We start from the raw sequence: 19,160 nt of genomic DNA, 5'->3' as shown, positions 1-19,160 counted from the left end.
CTCGACGGGGTGCGCACGGTGCTCGTCGGCGGGGCCGTGCTGGCGGGCCAGCTGTCCATCGGCTGGTCCAACGACCTCCTCGACGCCCCCCGGGACCGTGCCGTCGGCCGGAGCGACAAGCCGCTCGCGACGGGGACGCTCACGACCGGGAGGGCGACGGCGGCGCTCGGGGTGGCGGTGGTGGCGTGCGTCGCGCTCTCGCTGACCCTCGGCGCGGCCGCGGCGCTCACCCATCTCGTGCTCGTCGCGAGCGGCTGGGCCTACAACCTCGGCCTGAAGTCCACGGTCCTGTCGTGGCTGCCGTACGTCGTGGCGTTCGGGGCGCTGCCCGCGGTGCCCCGGCTCGCGCTCGACCCACCGCTCTGGCCGCCGTGGTGGATGGCCGCGGTCGGCGCCCTGCTCGGCGCGGGGGCACACGTCGTCAACGTCCTGCCGGACCTGGCCGACGACGCCGCCACGGGCGTCCGCGGGCTCCCCCACCGGCTCGGGGCACGGGCGGCGGGGGTGCTCGCCGTCGCCGTCCTCCTCACCGGGACCGGGGTGGCGGTGCTCGGGCCGGCGGGTCCGACACCGGTCTGGGGGTGGGCGGTGCTGGCGGGGGCCGGCCTGCTCGCCGTGGTCGGTCTCGGCCGGCCCGGACGGGCGCCGTTCTACGCCGCGCTGGTCATCGCACTCGGCAACGTCGTCGTCCTGCTCGTGCGGGCCGGGTGACTCAGCCGCCGACGTCGTGCAGGTGGTGCAGGAGGTCGTGGACGAAGTACCCGGCCAGCGTCCGCACGGTGAAGGTGGCGCCGTCGCCCCGCACGCCGCTGCGCTCCCACGCGTCCGCGGGCACGGCGGCGAAGGCGTCGGCGAGCGCCCGGGCGTCGGCGGCCAGCTCGGCGGCGACCACCTCGGGGTCCTGCCGGCCGTAGGCACCCTCGACGGCGGCGGCGTCCTGGTTCCAGTCCGGGAACGTCGGGCGGTCCTGGCTGACCATGAGCCCGAGCCTGGCGTGGAAGACGGCGCAGACGTCCCGCACGTGGGCGGCGTACTCCAGCGGCGACCACGTCGAGTCGTCGGGGCGCCGGGCGACGTCCGGGCGGCGCAGCACCGCCTCCCAGCGCACGACGGCGTCGCGCAGCACGTCGGGGACCGTCGCCGGGGAGTGGGCGGCGGCCTCGGTGCCGCAGTCCGGGCAGCGACGCTCCAGCACCCACGTCCAGTCCTTGGTGTCGGGCTCGATCGGCATGGTGACCCTCCTGTCCGTTCCCGGCACGGTACCGCCGTCACGGGACCGGGTCACCGGCGCCGGCACCGAGCGATCGGCCCGTTCGCCCCGGGCCGGGTGGCGGACGTGCCGAGCCCGTGCGGACCGCACCCGGTGCAGCGGGACCGCGGCCCGAGGGCCGGAATGCCGTCCTCGGGACGCCGGGCGTTCCAGTAGCCTCGCCCACGACCGACGTAGGCCCCTGGAAGGACCCCGATGAAGCGTTCATCCCTCCGACTCGCCGGCGCCGCCCTCGCCGCCTCCGCCCTCCTCCTGTCCGCCTGCGGTGACGGCGGCTCGGACACCGACGGCACGGACGGCCCGGGGGCCGGCGGCGAGGAGCAGCAGACCTACTCCATCGGGATCATGCAGATCGCCGCCCACCCCTCGCTCGACGCCTCCCGCGAGGGGTTCAAGGCGGCGTTCGCCGACGCCGGAGTCGACGTGGAGTTCGACGAGCAGAACGCCCAGGGCGACCAGCCCACGGCGATCTCCATCGCCAACGGCTTCGCCTCCGCCGACCTCGACCTCGTCCTCGCCATCGCCACGCCCACGGCACAGGCCGCCGCCCAGGCGATCACCGACATCCCGGTCCTGTTCACCGCGGTCACCGAGCCGCAGGAGGCCGGGCTGGTGGACAGCTGGGAGGCGCCGGGCGGCAACGTCACCGGCACCAGCGACCTCAACCCGGTGGACGAGCAGCTCGGCCTCATCACCGAGCTCGCCCCCGACGTCGAGACGGTCGGGATCGTCTACAGCTCCGGCGAGGTGAACTCCGAGATCCAGGTCGAGATGGCCCGCGAGGCCGCGGCGGAGCTGGGCTTCGAGATCGAGGTCGCCACCGTGACGAACTCCAGCGAGGTGCAGCAGGCCGCCGAGTCCCTCGACGTCGACGCCTACTTCATGCCCACCGACAACACCGTCGTCGCCGCCTTCGAGTCGCTGCTCCAGGTCGCCGAGAGCCGGTCCGTCCCGCTCGTCACCGCCGACGGCGAGAGTGTCGGGCGGGGGGCGATCGCCACCTACGGCGTCGACTACGAGAAGCTCGGCTACCAGACCGGCGAGATGGCCCTGCGCATCCTCCAGGAGGGCGCCGACCCCGCCGAGATGCCGGTCGAGACGTTCGCCGACCTCCTCCTCATCGTCAACCCGGCGGCCGCCGAGCGGATGGGCGTGGAGATCCCCGCCGAGCTCCTCGAGCGCGCCGACACCGTCATCGAGTAGCCCCGGGCCACGGCGTGGCCCGGGCCTCACGCGGGTCTCACCCGGCTCCGCCCGACAGCCTGGCGTTCCCACGCGCGTGCCCACGCCCGGGCCACGTCCACCGCGCGGCCCGGGACCTCGGGCCCGTGTTCCCGCCCGCCCCCGCTGGTGTCATGGGGGTGAGGTGATGACGGTGAAGGTCCTCGTCGTGTACGAGTCGCACTTCGGGAACACGGGCCGGGTGGCCCGGGCGGTGGCGGAAGGGCTGGTCCCCTGCGCGGAGGTCGGGCTGCTCGACATCGAGCAGGCGCCCCCGATCGGCGAGCTGCGCGCCCACCTGCTCGTCATCGGGGCACCGACGCACGTGCTCGGGCTCAGCCGGTCCGACTCGCGCCGCGAGGCGCTGGAGCAGGCCGGCCTCCCCGAGGCCTCCCCGCGCGGGATCCGCGAGTGGCTGGACGGCGCGACGGCGGCGACCCCGCCGGTGGCGGTGTTCGACACCCGCACCCTGGAGTCCCGGCTCCCCGGCAGTGCCGCCCGCGCCGTCGTCCGCCGGCTGCGCCGCCGTGGCGTCCCGGTCGTCGCCCCGGTGGAGCACTTCGCGGTCCACGGCGTCCACGGCCCCCTCGCCCCCGGCGAGGAGGAGCGGGCCCGCGCCTGGGGCCGCGCGCTGCTCGACCGGCTGGCGCAGCGGGTGGCGAGCTAGGCGTAGCGGCCCTTCGGCACGTTCGTCAGCGCCGGGTCGCGCACCACCGAGTCACCGAGGATCTCGTCGATCCGCGACATGACCTCGGCGGGCAGCTGCACCCCGGAGGCCGCGACGTTCTCGGCCACCTGCTCCGGGCGGGAGGCGCCGATGATCGCGGCGGAGACGTTGTCGTTCTGCAGCACCCAGGCCACGGCGAGCTGCGCCATGGTGAGCCCGAGCTCCTCGGCGACGGGTCGCAGCTGCTGGACCCGGGTGAGCAGGACGTCGTCGTGCAGGTCGCGCTCGATGAACCGGGCCCCGCCCTTGGTGTCCGCGGCCCGCGAGCCCTCCGGGACGGGAGCGCCCGGCAGGTACTTGCCGGTGAGGATGCCCTGCGCGACCGGGGAGAAGACGATCTGGCCGATCCCCAGCTCACGCGACGCCGGGACCACCTCCGCCTCGACGACCCGCCAGATCATCGAGTAGCGCGGCTGGTTGGAGACGAGCTGGAACCCCAGCTCACGGGCCAGGGCATGGCCCTCGCGGAGCTTGTCCGCCGGCCACTCCGAGACCCCGATGTACAGCGCCTTGCCCTGCCGGACGACGTCGGCGAAGGCCTGCATCGTCTCCTCCAGCGGCGTCTCCACGTCGTACCGGTGGGCCTGGTAGAGGTCGACGTAGTCGGTGCGCAGGCGGCGCAGCGAGCCGTGGATGCCCTCCATGACGTGCTTGCGCGAGAGCCCGGTGTCGTTCGGCCCCATCCGCCCGATCGGGAAGTACACCTTGGTGAAGATCTCCAGCTCGTGGCGCGGCACCCCGGCGAGCGCGTCGGCGAGCACCTCCTCGGCCCGCGTGTTGGCGTAGGTGTCGGCGGTGTCGAAGCTCGAGATGCCGGCGTCCAACGCGGCGCGCACGCAGCGCACCGCGACCTCGTTCTCCACCTGGGAGGCGTGGGTGAGCCAGTTGCCGTAGACGATCTCGGAGATCTTGAACCCGCTGTTGCCGAGGTACCGGTAGCCCACCATGACGGGCAACCTACCGGGCCGGTCCGGACCGTGCCGCCCGTGCGCCCATGTGCGGCCACCGCCCTGGCCCTACCGAGCCGTGAGATGTCGCGCTCGACAGGCGAGCGGGTCCAGTACCCTCGGACACCTCCGCGTCTTGTGCCCCAGGAAGGACCCCCAATGAAGCGCTCATCCCTCCGCCTGGCCGGTGTTGCCCTGGCCACCTCCGCCCTCCTCCTCGCCGCCTGCGGGAACGGCGACGGCGGCGGCTCGGACGACCCGACCGACGGCGCGACCGAGACCGCGACGGGCGGCTCGGGCGAGGAGGCCCAGACCTACTCCATCGGCATCACCCAGATCGTCTCCCACCCCTCGCTGGACGCCGCGCGGGACGGCTTCAAGGCCGCGCTCGCCGACGCCGGCCTCGACGTCGAGTACGACGAGCAGAACGCCCAGGGCGACCAGACGACGGCGATCTCCATCGCCAACGGCTTCGCCTCGGCCGACCACGACCTCATCCTCGCCGTCGCCACCCCGACGGCGCAGGCCGTGGCGCAGACGATCACCGACGTGCCGATCCTCATCACCGCGGTCACCGAGCCGCAGGAGGCGGGGCTGGTGGACAGCTGGGAGGCTCCTGGTGGCAACGTCACCGGCACCAGCGACCTCAACCCGGTCGCCGAGCAGCTCGAGCTTGTCATGGAGCTGGCTCCCGACGCCGAGAGCATCGGGATCGTCTACAGCTCCGGCGAGGTGAACTCCGAGATCCAGGTCGCGCTCGCCGAGGAGGCCGCCGCCGAGCTCGGGGTGGAGATCGAGCTCGCCACCGTGACGAACTCCGGTGAGGTGCAGCAGGCCGCCGACTCCCTCGACGTCGACGCCTTCTACGTGCCCACCGACAACACCGTCGTCTCGGCCCTCGAGTCGCTGCTCCAGGTCGCCGAGTCCAAGTCCCTGCCCGTCGTCGTCGGCGAGGGCGACAGCGTGGAGCGCGGCGGCATCGCGACCTACGGCATCGACTACGAGCAGCTCGGCTACCAGACCGGTGAGATGGCCGTCCGCATCCTCCTGGAGGGCGCGGACCCGGCCGAGATGCCGATCGAGGAGCAGTCCGAGTTCCTCCTCATCGTCAACCCGGCGGCCGCCGAGCGGATGGGCGTGGAGATCCCCGCCGACCTGCTCGAGCGCGCCGACACCGTCATCGAGTAGCACCTGGACCGCACATGATCGGAGCAGTCGAGCTCGGCCTCATCTACGCGGTGATGGCGCTGGGGGTCTACCTGACCTTCCGGATCCTCAACTTCCCGGACCTCACGGTCGACGGCAGCTTCACCGCGGGTGCCGCGACCGCGGCCGTCCTGATCGTCGAGGGCACGCACCCGGCCCTGGCGACGCTCGCTGCGGGCGTCGTCGGGCTGGTCGCCGGCGTCATCACCGGGCTGCTCCACACCAAGGGCGGGATCAACCCGCTGCTCGCCGGCATCCTCACCCAGATCGGGCTCTACTCGATCAACCTGCGCATCATGGGCAAGGCCAACGTGCCGCTGCTGCGCGAGGAGACCCTCATCACCCCGCTGCGGGAGAACGGGCTGCTCGGCGGCGCGGTGGCGATCGCGATCTTCGCCGTGCTGGCGCTGCTGGTGAAGCTGGTCCTGGACTGGTTCCTCCACACCGACACCGGGCTCGCCCTGCAGGCCACCGGCAACAACGAGGAGATGATCCGCAGCTTCGGTGTCAACACCGACCGGACGAAGATTCTCGGGCTGGCGCTGTCCAACGGGCTCGTCGGGCTGAGCGGGGCGGTCATCGCGCAGTACCAGGGTTTCGCCGACATCTCGATGGGGATCGGGCTCATCATCGCGGGCCTGGCCTCGGTCATCCTCGGCCAGGCGGTCTTCGGCTCGCGGCTCATCGTCATCTCCACGCTGGCCGTCGTGCTCGGCTCGGTGCTGTACCGGGTGGCGATCCAGGTCGCCCTGGGGGTGAGCTGGCTCGACGCCAACGACATGAAGCTCATCTCCGCCGTGCTCGTCGTCGTCGCCCTGGTGCTGCCGAAGTGGGGCGTGTTCCGCCGGGTGGGCGCCCTGCGCTCGCTGCGGCGGACCGCCGCCACGACCTCGACGACGGGAGGTGCGTGACATGCTCGAGCTCACCGACGTGAGCAAGACGTTCTTCGCCGGCACGCCGAACGAGCGCCTGGCCCTCCAGGGCATCTCGCTGCGGCTCGCGCCCGGGGAGTTCACCACGGTCATCGGGTCCAACGGGGCCGGGAAGTCGACGATGCTCAACGTCATCGCCGGAAAGCTGCCGCCGGACGCCGGGACGGTGACGGTGGACGGTGCCGACGTGACGCGGCTGCCGGACTTCCGCCGGGCCGCCCACATCGGGCGGGTGTTCCAGGACCCGCTGGCCGGCACCGCGCCGGACATGACGATCGAGGAGAACCTCGCTATCGCCTACCAGCGGGGCAAGCCTCGGGGGCTGCGGCTCGGCGTCACCCGGGCCAAGCGGGAGTTCTTCCGCACCGAGCTCGCCTCCCTGGAGCTCGGGCTGGAGGACCGGCTGAAGATGAAGGTCGGCCTGCTCTCCGGCGGCCAGCGGCAGGCGCTGTCGTTGCTCATGGCGACGTTCAGCGAGCCGAAGATCCTCCTCCTCGACGAGCACACCGCGGCGCTGGACCCGCAGCGGGCCGAGCTCATCACCCGGCTCACCGCCGAGGCCGTCGAGCGCCACCACCTCACCACCCTCATGGTCACGCACAACATGGAGCAGGCGCTGCGGGTGGGGACGCGGCTCATCATGATGCACGACGGCAAGGTCGTCGTGGACATCGCCGGGGAGCGCAAGCAGCGGGCGACGGTGCAGGACCTGCTGCGGGCCTTCGAGCAGGTCAAGGGCGCCGAGCTGGACGACCGGACGCTGCTCCAGTAGACCCGCCGGGGCCCCGGCCGATCGTGTCGGGGCCGACGCGGCGGCCGGTGACGGTGGTCAGCGGCACCGCGATCGCCACCGTGTCGGTGAACCCGGCCCACCCCTCCTCGGTCGACACACCGGGGTTGACGAGGTCGGCACCCAGGAGGCGGGCCCGGCCGGTGACGACGACGGACCAGCCGGTGCGCGTCGTCTCGTCGAAGGAGCCGGCCCCGAGGGTCAGCTGCTGCCCCTGGACGACGGCGGTGAGCGTCTCGCCGTAGGCGCTGCGCACCACCACCTCGGCCTCGTGGACGGTGAAGTTCACGGGCTTCATGTGGACCACGCCGTCCTCGCAGTGGGCGAGCCAGCCCACGGGCACCTCGGCGAGCAGCCGCCGGCACGCCCGGGGCCCGAGCACCTCGATCGCCATGGCCTGCCTCCCATCACGGGGACTCCATCGTCCCACCGGTCGGGCGTCGGAGGGCCGCGTTCCTGCACATCCGGCGCAGGTGGTCGCCGGGCCTCGCGCCGTCGGTCTACGCGGGGTCGGTGATGTCGGCGACCTGCGCGTCGAGCGCGGCGACGAGGTCCGCGGCGTCCACGGTGGCGGCGACACCGTGCGCGCCGGCGCCGATGGACACCGTGCCGTGCATGGTCGCGTCGGCGATGACCGGCCAGGCGCGCAGCGCGCCGAACGGGGTGATCGTCCCCCGCTCGTAGCCGGTGACGTCCTTGGCGGTGGCGGCGTCGGGCATCGACAGGCGGCTCACCCCGAGCAGGGCGCGCAGCTTGGGCCACGAGATGGTCCGGTCGCCGGGGACGAGGACGAAGAGGTAGTCGTCCTCGGCGCGTCGCACGACGAGGGTCTTGATGATCGCCGCGGGCTCGACGCCGCGCGCGGCGGCGGCCTCCTCCAGGCTGCGCACCCGGCCGTGCCGGGTGACGAGGTGCTCCAGTCCCGCCGCGGTCATGGCGGCGAGCGCGGCCTCCTCGCCGGGGGCGCTCACTCGGCGCTCCGGGCGAGCTGGAGGGGCATCCGTCCGGCGGGCCGGGGCGCACGGCCCGGTGGCTGGGGCGGCTCCGGCAGGAGCGGCTCGGTCACCCGCACCGGGCGGGTCACCGGCTCCCCCATCCGGACGACGACGTCCTCGTCGTACACGCGGATCGGCAGCTCCTCCCCGTCGTGGCCGAGCAGCGTGCACGTCACGGTCTCGTGGTCGGCCTCCACCTTGAGCGTCATGCCGCGCCACAGTACCCGGAAGGCGAGCCGGTCGATGCCCTCGGGCAGGGCCGGGGCGACGCGCAGCCGCTCCCCGCCCTCGCGCAGGCCCCCCAGGCCGTCGACGAGCGCCGTCCACGTGCCGGCGAGGGAGGCCATGTGCAGCCCCTGGCTGGTGTTGCCCTGGAGGTCGCGCAGGTCGACGAGGGCCGCCTCGTGGAGGTAGGCGTGCGCCAGCTCCAGGTGCCCGACCTCCGCACACATGACCGCCTGGGTGCAGGCCGACAGGGACGAGTCGCGTACGTTGCGCCGCTCGTAGTAGTCGAGGTTCCAGGCCTTGTCCTTCGCGGTGAAGGCCTCACCGCACCAGTGCATCGCGAGCACGAGGTCGGCCTGCTTGACCACCTGCTTGCGGTAGAGCTGGAAGTACGGGGCGTGGAGCATGAGCGGGTACTTGGTGTTGGCGTGGAAGTCCCACTCGCCGTACCGGGTGAAGCCGGTGCACTGCGGGTGGACGCCGAGCTCGGCGTCGTAGGGGATGTGGACGGCGTCGGCAGCGGCCCGCCACGCCCTGCGCTCCTCGTCGTCCACCCCGAAGGCCGCGGCGAGGTCGGGATGGCGCTCGCACGCCTCGTCGGCGGCCCGCAGGTTGCGGGCGGCCATGAGGTTGGTGAAGACGTTGCAGTCCACGACGGCGGTGTACTCGTCCGGCCCGGTCACGCCCTGGACGTGCCAGACCCCCTCGCGGTCGTGGTGACCCAGGGAGACCCACAGCCGCGCCGTCTCGACGAGCACCTCCACCCCGCACTCCCGCTCCAGGCTCTCGTCGCCGGTGCTCAGCCGGTAGTACTCGAAGGCGCGGGCGATGTCGGCGTTGATGTGGAAGGCCGCCGTGCTCGCCGGCCAGTACGCCGAGGTCTCCTCGCCGCGGATGGTGCGCCACGGGAACGCGGCGCCCTGCAGCCCGAGGGCGGCGGCGCGGGCCTTGGCGAGGTGGAGCGTGGATGCTCGCCAGCGCAGCGAGTCGGCGGCCGCCTCCGGGTGGGTCATGATGAGGACGGGCAGCACGAAGCCCTCGATGTCCCAGAAGGTGTGCCCGCTGTACCCCGTCCCGGTCAGGCCCTTGGCGCCGATGGCGCGCCGCTCGGCCCGGGCGCCGGCGGAGAGCACCTGGAAGAGCCCGAAGCGCACCGCCTGCTGGAGGATCGGGTCGCCGTCGACCTCGACGTCGGCGGTGGCCCAGAAGTTGTCGAGGTACTCGCGCTGCTGCAGGACGAGGGTGTCCCAGCCGGCGTACCGGGCGCTGGTCAGCGCCGCGGCGACCTGGTCCCGCAGCGCGTGCGGGCTGCGGGTGGCGGACCAGCCGTAGCCGATGTACTTGACCAGCCGGAGCGTCTGGCCGGGCTGGACCACGGTGACGACGGTGGTGCGTGCCCAGTCCTCCCGGGCCTCGTGCTCCACCTCGTACTGTCCGGCGCACTCCACGACGTGGTCCATCCCGGCGGCCATGGTGAGCTCGCTGGCGCGGGTGCGGTGGATGAGGATGGCGCCGTCCTGCTCGACGTCCTGCCCGACGGCGACGAGCGGGTCCTGCAGTGCTGCGGCGACGCGCGGGTCGGCGCTGTCGACCTCCGGCGGTTCCTCGTTGGTGACGAGCTGGGACTGGACGATGAGCCGCGCCGGACCGTCCACCGGCTCGACCTCGTACTCGATCGCGGCGATGGCGCGGTGGACGAAGGAGACCAACCGGGTGGAGCGCACGATGACGTGACGCCCGGCCGGGGAGATCCACTCCGTCTCCCGGCGCAGCGTGCCCGCACGGAAGTCGAGCACCCGCTCGTGGGACACCACCTGCCCGTAACGCATGTCGAAGGGCTCGTCGTCGACGAGCAGCCGGATGAGCTTGCCGTTGGTGACGTTGACGATGGTCTGGCCGGACTCCGGGTACCCGTAGCCGCCCTCGGCGTAGGGCAGCGGGTGGAGCTCGAAGAACCCGGACAGGTAGGTGCCCTGCTGGGCGACGGGCTCACCCTCGTCGAGGTTGCCGCGCAGCCCGAGGTGCCCGTTGGACAGCGCGAAGAGGGACTCCATCTGGGCCAGGGTGTCGAGGTCCAGGCCCTGCTCGCGGACGCACCACGGCTCGACGGGCAGCGTCGGCTCGCTCACAGCAGCTCCTCCAGGTCCGAGACGACGACGTCGGCACCGGCCGCCCGCAGCGCCTCGGCCTGCCCGATGCGGTCGACGCCGACGACGTAGCCGAAGTTCCCGGCCCGCCCGGCCTCCACACCGGCCAGCGCGTCCTCGAAGACCGCGGCCTCGCCGGGGCGGACCCCCAGGCGGCGGGCCGCCTCGAGGAAGGTGTCGGGGGCGGGCTTGCCGGGCAGGCCCAGGGCGTGTGCCAGGGAGCCGTCGACGAGCACGTCGATCTGCGACTCCAGGCCGGTGACGTCCAGGACGAGCGCGGCGTTGGCGCTGGAGGAGACGACGGCGCAGGGCAGGTCGTGGGCGCGGGCCGCCTCCAGGTAGCGGGCCGAGCCCGGGTACACCGCGACGCCCTCGTCCCGCATGAGCTGCAGGACCCGCTCGTTCTTGCGGTTCCCGACGCCGTTGAGCGTCATCCGCTCGGGGCCGTCGGTGGGCTTCCCGCGCGGCAGGGTGATGTCCCGGCTGCCGAGGAAGTCGCGCACCCCGTCGATGCGGCGCTTGCCGTCGACGTAGGTGGCGTAGTCGGCGACCGGGTCGAAGGGGACGAAGGGCTCCCCGGTGTGGTGGGAGTGCTCCCGCAGGAAGTCGTCGAAGGTCTCCGTCCACGCGCGGGTGTGCAGCGCCGCCGTCTGCGTGAGGACGCCGTCGAGGTCGAACAGCAGCACGCGCACGCCGTCGGGCAGTCCGAGCACGACCACTCCCTTCCGTCAGGTGCCGACCTCTAGCGTCTCAGAGTCCGGGCGCGCTCCGCGACCTGCCGCCGTCGTGTCGCCGTCGGTCACCGCAGGTGCAGCGGGGCGGCGGTGAAGCCGCCGACGGGCGGCAGGCCGCGCTGCCGCGGCCGGCCGGGGTCGGGCTCCACCGCGGTCGTGGCGGTGAGGACGGCCCGGACGAGCAGCCGCAGCTCGAGGGTGGCGAGCGGCCGGCCGGGACACACGTGCTTCCCGATGCCCCACACGAGGTTGTAGGGGGCGTTGCGCTCGGGGTCGAAGGTGTCCGGGTCCGTGAAGAGCGCCGGGTCCCGGTTCGCCGAGGTCCAGTTGAGGAAGACCCGCTCCCCGGCCGCGATCTCCCGGCCGCCGACGGTGACGGCCTGGGTGGTGATGCGCCGGTTGACGACGAACGGGTCGTCGATGCGCAGGATCTCGTCGAGCACCGCGTCCAGCTCCCGGTCCGACAGCCCGGCGCGCACGTGCGCCTGCACGTCGGGGTGGTCGGCGAGGTAGGTCAGCACGATGCCCGCGCACAACGCCATCGACCCGAGGTCCCCGCCGGTCCAGTTCCGCAGGATCGAGACGATCTCCTCCTCGGTGAGCGGGCGTCCCTCGACGCGGTCGCGGACGAGCTCGCCTGTGACGTCGTCGGGCGCGTCGGGCCCGGCGCGCCGGCGGGCGTCGGTCAGCGACCGGATGATGGCGTCGAAGCGGTGGGCGACCTCCGCCGTCCGGGCCCGGTCGCGGGACCGGGTGGCGGCGTGGTTGTCCACCATCCACCGGAGCAGCTCCTCCTCCAGGTCGGCGGGCCAGCCCAGCCAGGCGCACTGTGCCCGCACCGCGAACCGTGAGCCCAGGACGACGGCGTCGACCGGGCCGGGGACCTCGAGCTCGGCCACGAGGTCGCGGGCCACCCGTTCCACCTCCGGGGCCACGGCGGCGACCCGCTCGGGGGTGAAGTAGCGCTCGATGACGGCGCGGTAGGCGGTGTGGGTGGGGCCGTCCAGCCCGTTGGGCACCTGGAGGAAGCGGGAGACGGCGTTGGAGAAGGTGCGGTCGTCGAGGGCGGCGCGGGTGACGTCGGCGTGGGAGAAGAGGGTCCACGCCCCGCTCGCGCCGAGTGCGACGGGACAGTGCTCGCGCATCCCGTCGTAGGCGGCGAGCGGGTCGCGCCGGACCGACGGTCCGCGCGGGTTCCAGTCCGCGCGGACCGGTGCCGCCGGCGCTCGCGCCGCTGTGTCGGCCTCGAGGGTGAGCTCGTCGGACGGCGTGTGGTCGCTCATGGCCCCATCCTGGCGCGGGCGCGCCCCCCACGCGCCCGCACCGGGGAGGTGTCAGTGCTCGTTGCCGGTGGTGACGATGACGTGGTTGCGCATGGCGATCCAGTGGAACAGGCCGCCGAGGACGGCGCCGATGAGCCAGGCGTAGCCGCCGAGGTCGGCGAGCGCCGGGACCCACACGGCGGCGATGGAGAAGGTGGCGGCGAGCCCGCCGGCCTGCAGCGCGCGGGTGTTCCAGCCGCGGGTGAACCAGTAGATGCCGTCCGGCGAGGTGGAGTACATGTGCTGCAGGTCGAGCCGGCGCTTGCGCAGGATGTAGTAGTCGGTGACGAGGATGCCGTAGAGCGGGGCGAGGATCGCCCCGAGGGTGTCGACGAACTTGGGCAGCCCCATCTCCCCGATGACGGCCACCCACAGCGCCCCGATGACGAACCCGATGGCGGCGGTGATGTAGCCGCCCGTGCGGAAGCTGATCCGGGCGGGCACGAGGTTGGCCAGGTCGTAGGCCGGCGGGATGAAGTTGGCGACGAGGTTGATCCCGACGGTGGCGAGGAAGAAGGTGATCGCGGCGATGACGGTGAGTGCGGGGTTGCCGACCTGCCCGACGATGTCGGCCGGGTTGGTCAGCGGGTCACCCTGCCCGTCCTGGTAGACGATGTAGGCGCCGGCGGTGATGAAGAGGGACAGGAAGGTGAAGAACGCCAGGCTCACCGGCAGGCCGTAGAAGTTGCCCCGCCGCATGTGCCGCAGCGACTTGGTGAAGCGGGCGAAGTCGCCGAAGTTCACGACCACAGCGGCGAAGTAGGCGATCATCGTGCCGGTCACGCCGAAGAAGGCGGCCACGGCCGCGCCCCCGGTCTTGCCGCCCTCGAAGAGGGTGCCGACGCCGCTGAGCAACTCACCCCCGGCCTGGGTCCAGATCGCGATGAGCAGGAGGACCATGACCACGTAGACAGCGGGCCCGGCGAAGTTGAGGAACCTGGCGATCCAGTCGATGCCGCGGACGAACAACGCCACCTGGACGACGGCGACGATGACGTAGGACACCCAGTCCACGAGGTTCATCCCGAGGAACGTCCCGGTCGGCGCCGTCGTCACCACGGCGTTGATCGCCAGCGCCACCGCCGTCGAGGCGAAGTAGGTCTGGGCGCCGTACCAGAACATCCCGACGATCCCGCGGAGGATGGCCGGGAACCGGGCTCCGATGACGCCCATCTGGGTACGGGCCATGACGGCGTAGGGCACGCCGTAGTGCACGCTGGGGCGGCCGGAGAGGTTGACGAGGAACATGATGACCGCGCCGGCCAGCACGATCGCCGCGAAGACGTACCAGCCGCTGATGCCGGCGGTGATGAACAGGCTCGCCGCCAGGGTGTAGCCGGCGAGCGACTGGACGTCGTTGGTCCAGACGTTGAAGATCTCGAACGCTCCCCACCGGCGTTTCTGTGCCGGCACGGGGGCGAGGTCCTCGTTGTAGAGGGCGGGCTCCAGCAGGCGGATGGCGTAGGCGTCGTCGGAGAGGAGCTCGACGTTGCGCGTGCCGCGGGCCTGCACGTTGCTGCGATCCATCCCGGGTCCTTCCGGTCTGGTGGTACGCCACGTCGCCCGCGTGGCGAGGCCACACTGTGAGGTTGGCGCCGAGAGTAGCAGCGACTACCGCCAGATGGAATACCCAGTCCTCGATGCGGAATAAGAGGCGGGGTCTGCCCGGGAGGTCAGCGTGCTCGGGCGGTCGGTCATCGCTCGAGCGCCTCCACCCGCTCGGCGACCGCGAGGAGCACCTCGAGGAAGCGGTCGAGCTCGGTGAGCAGCGGCTCCCCGGGGAGCCAGCCGACGACGACGCCGCGCTCGACGCGCAGGGACAGCCCCTCCGGCGCCCGCTCGCGCAGCCACGCGGCACCGGCCTCCCCGACGTCCGGGTCCGGCACGCCGTCGGTCATCACCTGGACGACCGGCAGCGCGGCGCGCAGCTCGAGGGTGAAGACGTGGAAGACGCGCGGCGGGGTCTCCAGCCGCAGCGAGGTCGCCTCCCGGCCGTGGAACTCGCCGACGAGGCCGTCGTCGACGTACCGCTCCGGTGCGGTGAAGGGCGGGCACTGCCAGCGCCCCACGAGCTCGGGAGCCGAGCCGCGCAGCTGCCAGCCGCGGGGTGCGGCCCAGTACAGGAGCCGCTCGGCCCGGCGGGCCTCCCGCCCCACGCGGCGCATCGACCGGGCCACGAGCACCGCCGGCACGATGAGCAGGGCGAGGAGGAAGAACAGGATGAGCGGCTCGTTCATCGCCTCAGCCTCCCGGCAGCACGGCCACGTGGGCCGGGGCCACGCCCACGGTCACCGTCTGCGGCACGGCTGGGTCGTCCGGGCGGCCGGCGAGCCGGACCACTGCGGGTTGCCCGTCCGGCAGGGTGACGTCGAGCTCGCGCTCGCCGCGGCGTACCCGCCACCCGCTCACCTGGAGCGGGGCGCCGGCGTCGTCGACGACGAGGGCACGGGGCCCCAGGGCGAGCCGCACCCGCTCCCTCGGGCCGACCGGCACCGGGGCGGGGACGGCGCCGAGCGGGGTGCGCAGCTGCCCGTCGACGGCGACGGCGTCGACCACCGGCCCGTAGCCGAGGAACCGGGCCACCTGCTCGCTCACCGGGGACCGCCACAGCCGTTCGGGGGTGTCCGCCTGGAGGATCCGGCCGCGGGACATCACCGCGATGCGGGAGGCGACGGTGAACGCCTCGTCCTGGTCGTGCGTGACGTAGACGGCGGTGGTGCCCGCGGCGTGGATGATGTCGCGCAGCTCGCCGGCGAGGTGCTCGCGCAGCGAGCGGTCCAGCGAGGAGAGCGGCTCGTCGAGCAGGAGGAGCCGCGGCCGGGGGGCGAGCGCGCGGGCGAGCGCGACCCGCTGCTGCTCCCCTCCCGACAGGGTGGTCACCGCCCGGCCGCCGTAACCGCGCAGCCCCACGAGGTCGAGGAGCTCCTCGACCCGGCGCGCCCGCTCGGGGCGTGGCAGCGCGGTGAGCCCGTAGGCGATGTTCCCGGCGACGTCGCGGTGCGGGAAGAGCTGACCGTCCTGGAACATGAGCCCGAACCCGCGCCGGTGGACCGGCAGCCCGGAGATGTCCTCCCCGTCCCAGCGCAGCTCCCCCGCGGCGAGCGGCTCGAGCCCGGCCACCGCCCGCAGCAGCGACGACTTGCCACAGCCGGACGGGCCGAGGAGGGCGAGCACCTCCCCGGCCGGGACGTCGAGGGTGACGCCGTCCACCGCCGTCGGCCCCCCGGGGTAGGTGACGACGACGTCGCGGATCTCCAGCCCGTTCACCACGTCCCCATCCTGTCCCCTCGGAGCCGTTCGGCGAGCATCATGACGGTGGCGGTGAGCACGGCCAGGACGACCGAGGCCGCCAGCGCCATCCCGTAGTTCTCCGCCCCCGGGCGCCCGATGAGGCGGAAGATCACCACCGGCAGCGTCGGCGTCTCCGGCCGGGCGAGGAAGGCGGTGGCGCCGAACTCACCGAGCGAGACCGCGAAGGCGAACCCGACCGCCAGGCCCAGCCCGCGCACGAGGAAGGGGCCGTCGACGGTGGCGAGCACCCGCCCCGGGGAGGCACCGAGCACGGCGGCTGCCTCGCGCAGCCGCGGGTCGATGGCGCGCAGCACCGGCAGCACCGTGCGCACGACGATCGGCACCGCGACCACCGCCTGGGCGATCGGCACGATGACCGGGGAGGCGCGCAGGTCGAGCGGCGGGCTGTCCAGCGTGATGAGGAACCCGAAACCGACGGTCACCGCGGAGACCCCGAGCGGGAGCATGAAGACGGCGTCGAGCACACCGAGCACCCGCCGGCCGCCCGCGGCCCGCGGGCGGCGGGACACGACCAGGGCGACGAGCGTGCCGACGACGACGGCGATGACGGTGGCGTCCACCGCGGCGCGCAGCGAGTTGGCCGCCGCCTCCCACACCGTGACGGTCAGCGCGTTGGCCCCGCCCGTCGTGCCCAGGCGGCGGTAGTTGCCCAGACCCCAGCCCTCGGGTGCGCGCAGCGAGCCGAGGACGAGGTAGGCCAGCGGGAGGACGAGCAGGCCGAGGACGACCGCGGCGGTCACCGCCGTCGGGACCAGGTCGCTGCCCGCACGGCCGGCGCGGCGGCGCAGGCGCAGCGGACGGCTGGTGGCGCGGTCGGTGCGCAGGTGGAGGGAGCGGTCGTAACGCCTGCGCGCCCGGGCGGCGAGGAGCAGCGCGAGGCCGACCACGACCAGCTGGAGCACCGAGAGGACGGCGGCGGTGCGCAGGTCGAGGAACTGGGTGGTCTGGATCCACACCTCGGTCTCGATGGTCCCGTAGCGCAGGCCGCCCATGGTGAGGACGAGCCCGAAGGACGTCGCACAGAAGAGGAAGACGACGGCCCCGGCGGACACGACGGCCGGGGTGAGCGCGGGCAGGGTGACGGTGCGGAACGCCCGCCACGGGGAGGCACCGAGACTGCGGGCGGCCTCCTCGGTGCGCGGGTCGAGCCGTTCCCACAGCGCCCCGACGGTACGCACGACGAGGGCGTAGTTGAAGAAGACGAGGGCGGCGACGACGGCGGCGAAGGTGCCGTCGATGCCGAGGAAGCCGAGCGGGCCGGTCTCGACGAGCAGCGCCCGGAAGGCGACGCCGACGACGACGGTGGGCAGCACGAAGGGGACGGTGATGAATCCGCGCACCAGTCGCTGCCCGCGGAAGCGGCAGCGGTAGAGCACGTAGGCGCCCGGGATGCCGAGGAGCAGCGCCACGAGGGTGGCGGTGAGCGACTGCCCGACGGTGATGCCGATGACGCGCCAGGTCCGCGGCCGGGAGAACACCTCGGCGACCCCGCCGAGGTCGGGGACGCCGTCGGGCAGGAAACCCCGCCCGACCATGGTGGCCACGGGCCACAGGAAGAAGACGGAGAGGAAGGCGAGCGGCACCGCCGCCGCCAGCCCCCATGCCAGGAGCGCCCCGGGGGAGGGGGTGCGGCCCGAGCCGGCCCACCCCCTCCTCCCGGAGCGGGTGGCTGCGGTCAGCCGATGACGATCTCGGTCCACGTCTCGATCCACCGGTCGCGGTTCTCGCTGATCGCCGCCGGGTCGACGTCGTGCGGCTGCTCGGCGACCGGGGCGTGCTCGGCCCACTCCTGCGGCAGCTCGATCCCCTCCAGGACCGGGTACATGTACATGCTGCCCGGGATGTCGGCCTGCACCTGCGGGGAGAGGAGGAAGTCGATGAACTCGCGGGCGCCGTCGACGTTCTCGGCGCCGGCCAGCACACCGGCGTACTCGGTCTGCCGGAAGCAGGTGTCCAGCAGCGCACCGGTACGCGGGGCGGAGCCGTCCTCGGGGACCTCGGCGGCCGGGGAGGAGGAGTAGGACAGCGCCAGCGGCCGCGGCCCGGCCCCCTCGGAGCCGGAGAAGTCGACGTAGTAGGCGTCCGACCAGCCTTCGACCACCCGCACCCCGTTGGCGACGAGGTCACGCCAGTAGTCCTGCCAGCCGTCCTCACCGAAGGCGCCGATCGTCGCCAGGAGGAAGGACAGGCCGGGGGACGACGTCGCCGGGTTGGTGACGACGAGGAGGTCGCGGTAGGTGGGGTCGGTGAGGTCCTCCAGGGTCTGCGGCTCGGGCACACCCTGCTCCGCGAACCACTGGTGGTCGATGTTGATGCACACGTCACCGAAGTCGACGGCGGTGAGCGCGTCGTCGAAGGCGGTCTCCACCGCGGCCGGGGAACGGTAGGGCTCGAGCACCCCCTCCTCGACCGCACGGGCGGCGAAGGAGTTGTCGATGCCGTACACGACGTCGCCCAGGGGGTTGTCCCGGGTGAGGACGAGCTGGTTGACCAGGGCACCGGCGTCGCCCGGGGTGACGTGCTCGATGGTGTACCCGGTGCGCTCCTCGAAGTCGGCGAGGAGCTCTTCGTCGAGGTGGAACGAGTCGTGGGTGACCACCCGCAGCGTCCGGCCGTCCCCCTCCGGGGCGGTGGGGTCGCCGCCGGTCGCCGAGCAGGCGCCGAGGGCGAGGGTGGTGGCGAGCGCCGCCGCGGTGGCCAGGTACCGGTTCGTCGTCATGATCCTCCTCGGACACAAGGAGGGGTCCGGGGCGCTGACGGCCCGGAGAGAAGTCCCGACTTCCTTCGCCGGTGCTAACCGGAGCAGGTTCGAGGGTCTGCGGTCCTGCCGCACTCTCAGCACCATCCGGTGCTCCCCTGTCGTTCGGCTCGATCCTACCCCGGTCCCGCCGGGGTGCCCGAACCCGCGTCCGCGGCCCCGGGGTGGCGGTGTGCACCGCCACAGCGCCGGCGCTAGGTTGGAGCCAGCCAGCCCACAGGACGGAGTGACATGGACATCGGGTGGAAGATCGTCAGTGCCGGCTCGGCCGTCGTCGCCGGCCTGCTCGCCAACAAGATCCTCGACGTCGGGTGGAAGCTCGTCACCGGGCACGAGCCGCCGAGCGACGACCCGGACGACCCGACGATCAGCCTCACCGAGATCATCGTCTTCGCCGCCGTGAGCGGCGCCGTCGTGGGCATCAGCCGCCAGCTCGCCCAGGTGGGCGCGGCCAAGTGGTACGGCGGCCCGATCGAGAAGAAGGCCTAGCCGCCCGGCCGGCGGCGCCGGCCCACCCGGCCGTCGCGCCGGTGTCGGTCGCTCGTCGTGTGCGTCGTCCGGGCGTCGGGCCGGG

At 73.2% G+C, this 19,160-nt stretch carries 19 protein-coding genes and 1 riboswitch; of the genes, 7 read left to right on the top strand and 12 right to left on the bottom strand.

Annotated features, from left to right (window positions below):
* The coding region (locus tag Q0195_RS15160) for a UbiA family prenyltransferase (RefSeq protein ID WP_299280032.1) at positions 1–711 on the top strand (711 nt) is incomplete at its 5' end.
* Between the two features lies 1 nt (position 712).
* On the opposite strand, the gene Q0195_RS15155 is transcribed toward Q0195_RS15160, so the two are convergent.
* Positions 713–1,231, bottom strand: coding sequence for a DinB family protein (locus tag Q0195_RS15155; protein WP_299280030.1), 519 nt, complete (start codon positions 1,229–1,231; stop codon positions 713–715).
* 234 nt (positions 1,232–1,465) lie between these two features.
* On the opposite strand from Q0195_RS15155, the gene Q0195_RS15150 reads away from it, so the two are divergent.
* Together Q0195_RS15150 and Q0195_RS15145 are read left to right on the top strand one after the other, a co-directional pair.
* Positions 1,466–2,473: an ABC transporter substrate-binding protein gene (locus Q0195_RS15150; RefSeq protein WP_299280028.1), complete on the top strand. Its 1,008-nt coding sequence runs from the start codon at positions 1,466–1,468 to the stop codon at positions 2,471–2,473.
* Positions 2,474–2,639: 166 nt separating this feature from the next.
* Positions 2,640–3,158 carry a hypothetical protein gene (locus Q0195_RS15145; RefSeq protein WP_299280026.1) on the top strand — a complete coding sequence of 173 codons (519 nt, stop codon included), beginning with the start codon at positions 2,640–2,642 and terminating at the stop codon, positions 3,156–3,158.
* On the opposite strand, the gene Q0195_RS15140 is transcribed toward Q0195_RS15145, so the two are convergent.
* Positions 3,155–4,165 carry an aldo/keto reductase family protein gene (locus Q0195_RS15140; protein ID WP_299280024.1) on the bottom strand — a complete coding sequence of 337 codons (1,011 nt, stop codon included), beginning with the start codon at positions 4,163–4,165 and terminating at the stop codon, positions 3,155–3,157. The two genes, Q0195_RS15145 and Q0195_RS15140, sit on opposite strands and share 4 nt — an antisense overlap.
* 159 nt (positions 4,166–4,324) lie before the next feature.
* Here Q0195_RS15140 and Q0195_RS15135 point away from each other — a divergent pair, with 159 nt between their 5' ends.
* Genes Q0195_RS15135 through Q0195_RS15125 form a run of 3 tightly spaced genes read left to right on the top strand, consistent with a single transcriptional unit; the run spans position 4,325 to position 7,075 of the window.
* Positions 4,325–5,353, top strand: coding sequence for an ABC transporter substrate-binding protein (locus tag Q0195_RS15135; RefSeq protein WP_299280022.1), 1,029 nt, complete (start codon positions 4,325–4,327; stop codon positions 5,351–5,353).
* 14 nt (positions 5,354–5,367) lie between these two features.
* Entirely contained in the window at positions 5,368–6,282 is a 915-nt protein-coding gene (locus tag Q0195_RS15130) for an ABC transporter permease (protein ID WP_299280021.1), read from the top strand.
* 1 nt (position 6,283) lies between these two features.
* Positions 6,284–7,075 (top strand): ABC transporter ATP-binding protein, encoded by a 792-nt coding sequence (locus Q0195_RS15125; RefSeq protein ID WP_299280019.1) that lies wholly within the window; start codon positions 6,284–6,286, stop codon positions 7,073–7,075.
* Here Q0195_RS15125 and Q0195_RS15120 read toward each other — a convergent pair.
* The 10 genes from Q0195_RS15120 to Q0195_RS15075 form a co-directional block, all read right to left on the bottom strand.
* Positions 7,035–7,487 carry a pyridoxamine 5'-phosphate oxidase family protein gene (locus Q0195_RS15120; RefSeq protein WP_299280017.1) on the bottom strand — a complete coding sequence of 151 codons (453 nt, stop codon included), beginning with the start codon at positions 7,485–7,487 and terminating at the stop codon, positions 7,035–7,037. The two genes, Q0195_RS15125 and Q0195_RS15120, sit on opposite strands and share 41 nt — an antisense overlap.
* 106 nt (positions 7,488–7,593) lie before the next feature.
* Entirely contained in the window at positions 7,594–8,028 is a 435-nt protein-coding gene (locus Q0195_RS15115) for an aminoacyl-tRNA deacylase (protein WP_299280038.1), read from the bottom strand.
* 32 nt (positions 8,029–8,060) lie between these two features.
* Positions 8,061–10,442, bottom strand: coding sequence for a glycosyl hydrolase family 65 protein (locus tag Q0195_RS15110; protein WP_299280015.1), 2,382 nt, complete (start codon positions 10,440–10,442; stop codon positions 8,061–8,063).
* Positions 10,439–11,173 (bottom strand): beta-phosphoglucomutase family hydrolase, encoded by a 735-nt coding sequence (locus Q0195_RS15105; protein WP_299280012.1) that lies wholly within the window; start codon positions 11,171–11,173, stop codon positions 10,439–10,441. The genes Q0195_RS15110 and Q0195_RS15105 overlap by 4 nt, the downstream gene beginning before the upstream one ends.
* An 86-nt stretch (positions 11,174–11,259) precedes the next feature.
* Positions 11,260–12,477: a cytochrome P450 gene (locus Q0195_RS15100; RefSeq protein ID WP_299280010.1), complete on the bottom strand. Its 1,218-nt coding sequence runs from the start codon at positions 12,475–12,477 to the stop codon at positions 11,260–11,262.
* 51 nt (positions 12,478–12,528) lie between these two features.
* Positions 12,529–14,043 carry an NCS1 family nucleobase:cation symporter-1 gene (locus Q0195_RS15095; protein WP_299280008.1) on the bottom strand — a complete coding sequence of 505 codons (1,515 nt, stop codon included), beginning with the start codon at positions 14,041–14,043 and terminating at the stop codon, positions 12,529–12,531.
* Between the two features lie 167 nt (positions 14,044–14,210).
* Positions 14,211–14,753 (bottom strand): hypothetical protein, encoded by a 543-nt coding sequence (locus Q0195_RS15090; protein WP_299280006.1) that lies wholly within the window; start codon positions 14,751–14,753, stop codon positions 14,211–14,213.
* Between the two features lie 4 nt (positions 14,754–14,757).
* Complete coding sequence (locus tag Q0195_RS15085; RefSeq protein WP_299280004.1) at positions 14,758–15,786, bottom strand: ABC transporter ATP-binding protein; 1,029 nt, start codon at positions 15,784–15,786, stop codon at positions 14,758–14,760.
* On the bottom strand, positions 15,780–17,435 hold the full coding sequence (locus tag Q0195_RS15080) for an iron ABC transporter permease (protein WP_299280036.1): 1,656 nt from the start codon (positions 17,433–17,435) through the stop codon (positions 15,780–15,782). The genes Q0195_RS15085 and Q0195_RS15080 overlap by 7 nt, the downstream gene beginning before the upstream one ends.
* A gap of 68 nt (positions 17,436–17,503) precedes the next feature.
* Positions 17,504–18,547: a thiamine ABC transporter substrate-binding protein gene (locus Q0195_RS15075; protein ID WP_299280003.1), complete on the bottom strand. Its 1,044-nt coding sequence runs from the start codon at positions 18,545–18,547 to the stop codon at positions 17,504–17,506.
* A 43-nt stretch (positions 18,548–18,590) separates the two neighbouring features.
* A riboswitch (TPP riboswitch) is annotated at positions 18,591–18,696 on the bottom strand.
* Positions 18,697–18,817: 121 nt separating this feature from the next.
* Between Q0195_RS15075 and Q0195_RS15070 the strand changes: the two genes are divergently transcribed.
* Positions 18,818–19,075 (top strand): DUF4235 domain-containing protein, encoded by a 258-nt coding sequence (locus Q0195_RS15070; RefSeq protein ID WP_299280001.1) that lies wholly within the window; start codon positions 18,818–18,820, stop codon positions 19,073–19,075.
* Positions 19,076–19,160: the final 85 nt, after the last annotated feature.

The organism is uncultured Georgenia sp. (genome assembly GCF_937958535.1).
In the GTDB taxonomy this organism is placed as follows: Bacteria; Actinomycetota; Actinomycetes; order Actinomycetales; family Actinomycetaceae; genus Oceanitalea.
Note: the sequence above shows the minus strand (reverse complement) of the source record. Positions and strands in the feature narration are given on the sequence as shown.

Excerpts from the sequence above, each read along its gene's own strand:
- Q0195_RS15155 (WP_299280030.1), bottom strand. The coding sequence starts at position 1,231 with ATGCCGATCGAGCCCGACACCAAGGACTGGACGTGGGTGCTGGAGCGT.
- Q0195_RS15150 (WP_299280028.1), top strand. The coding sequence starts at position 1,466 with ATGAAGCGTTCATCCCTCCGACTCGCCGGCGCCGCCCTCGCCGCCTCC.
- Q0195_RS15145 (WP_299280026.1), top strand. The coding sequence starts at position 2,640 with ATGACGGTGAAGGTCCTCGTCGTGTACGAGTCGCACTTCGGGAACACG.
- Q0195_RS15140 (WP_299280024.1), bottom strand. The coding sequence starts at position 4,165 with ATGGTGGGCTACCGGTACCTCGGCAACAGCGGGTTCAAGATCTCCGAG.
- Q0195_RS15135 (WP_299280022.1), top strand. The coding sequence starts at position 4,325 with ATGAAGCGCTCATCCCTCCGCCTGGCCGGTGTTGCCCTGGCCACCTCC.
- Q0195_RS15130 (WP_299280021.1), top strand. The coding sequence starts at position 5,368 with ATGATCGGAGCAGTCGAGCTCGGCCTCATCTACGCGGTGATGGCGCTG.
- Q0195_RS15125 (WP_299280019.1), top strand. The coding sequence starts at position 6,284 with ATGCTCGAGCTCACCGACGTGAGCAAGACGTTCTTCGCCGGCACGCCG.
- Q0195_RS15120 (WP_299280017.1), bottom strand. The coding sequence starts at position 7,487 with ATGGCGATCGAGGTGCTCGGGCCCCGGGCGTGCCGGCGGCTGCTCGCC.
- Q0195_RS15115 (WP_299280038.1), bottom strand. The coding sequence starts at position 8,028 with ATGACCGCGGCGGGACTGGAGCACCTCGTCACCCGGCACGGCCGGGTG.
- Q0195_RS15100 (WP_299280010.1), bottom strand. The coding sequence starts at position 12,477 with ATGAGCGACCACACGCCGTCCGACGAGCTCACCCTCGAGGCCGACACA.
- Q0195_RS15095 (WP_299280008.1), bottom strand. The coding sequence starts at position 14,043 with ATGGATCGCAGCAACGTGCAGGCCCGCGGCACGCGCAACGTCGAGCTC.
- Q0195_RS15090 (WP_299280006.1), bottom strand. The coding sequence starts at position 14,753 with ATGAACGAGCCGCTCATCCTGTTCTTCCTCCTCGCCCTGCTCATCGTG.
- Q0195_RS15075 (WP_299280003.1), bottom strand. The coding sequence starts at position 18,547 with ATGACGACGAACCGGTACCTGGCCACCGCGGCGGCGCTCGCCACCACC.
- Q0195_RS15070 (WP_299280001.1), top strand. The coding sequence starts at position 18,818 with ATGGACATCGGGTGGAAGATCGTCAGTGCCGGCTCGGCCGTCGTCGCC.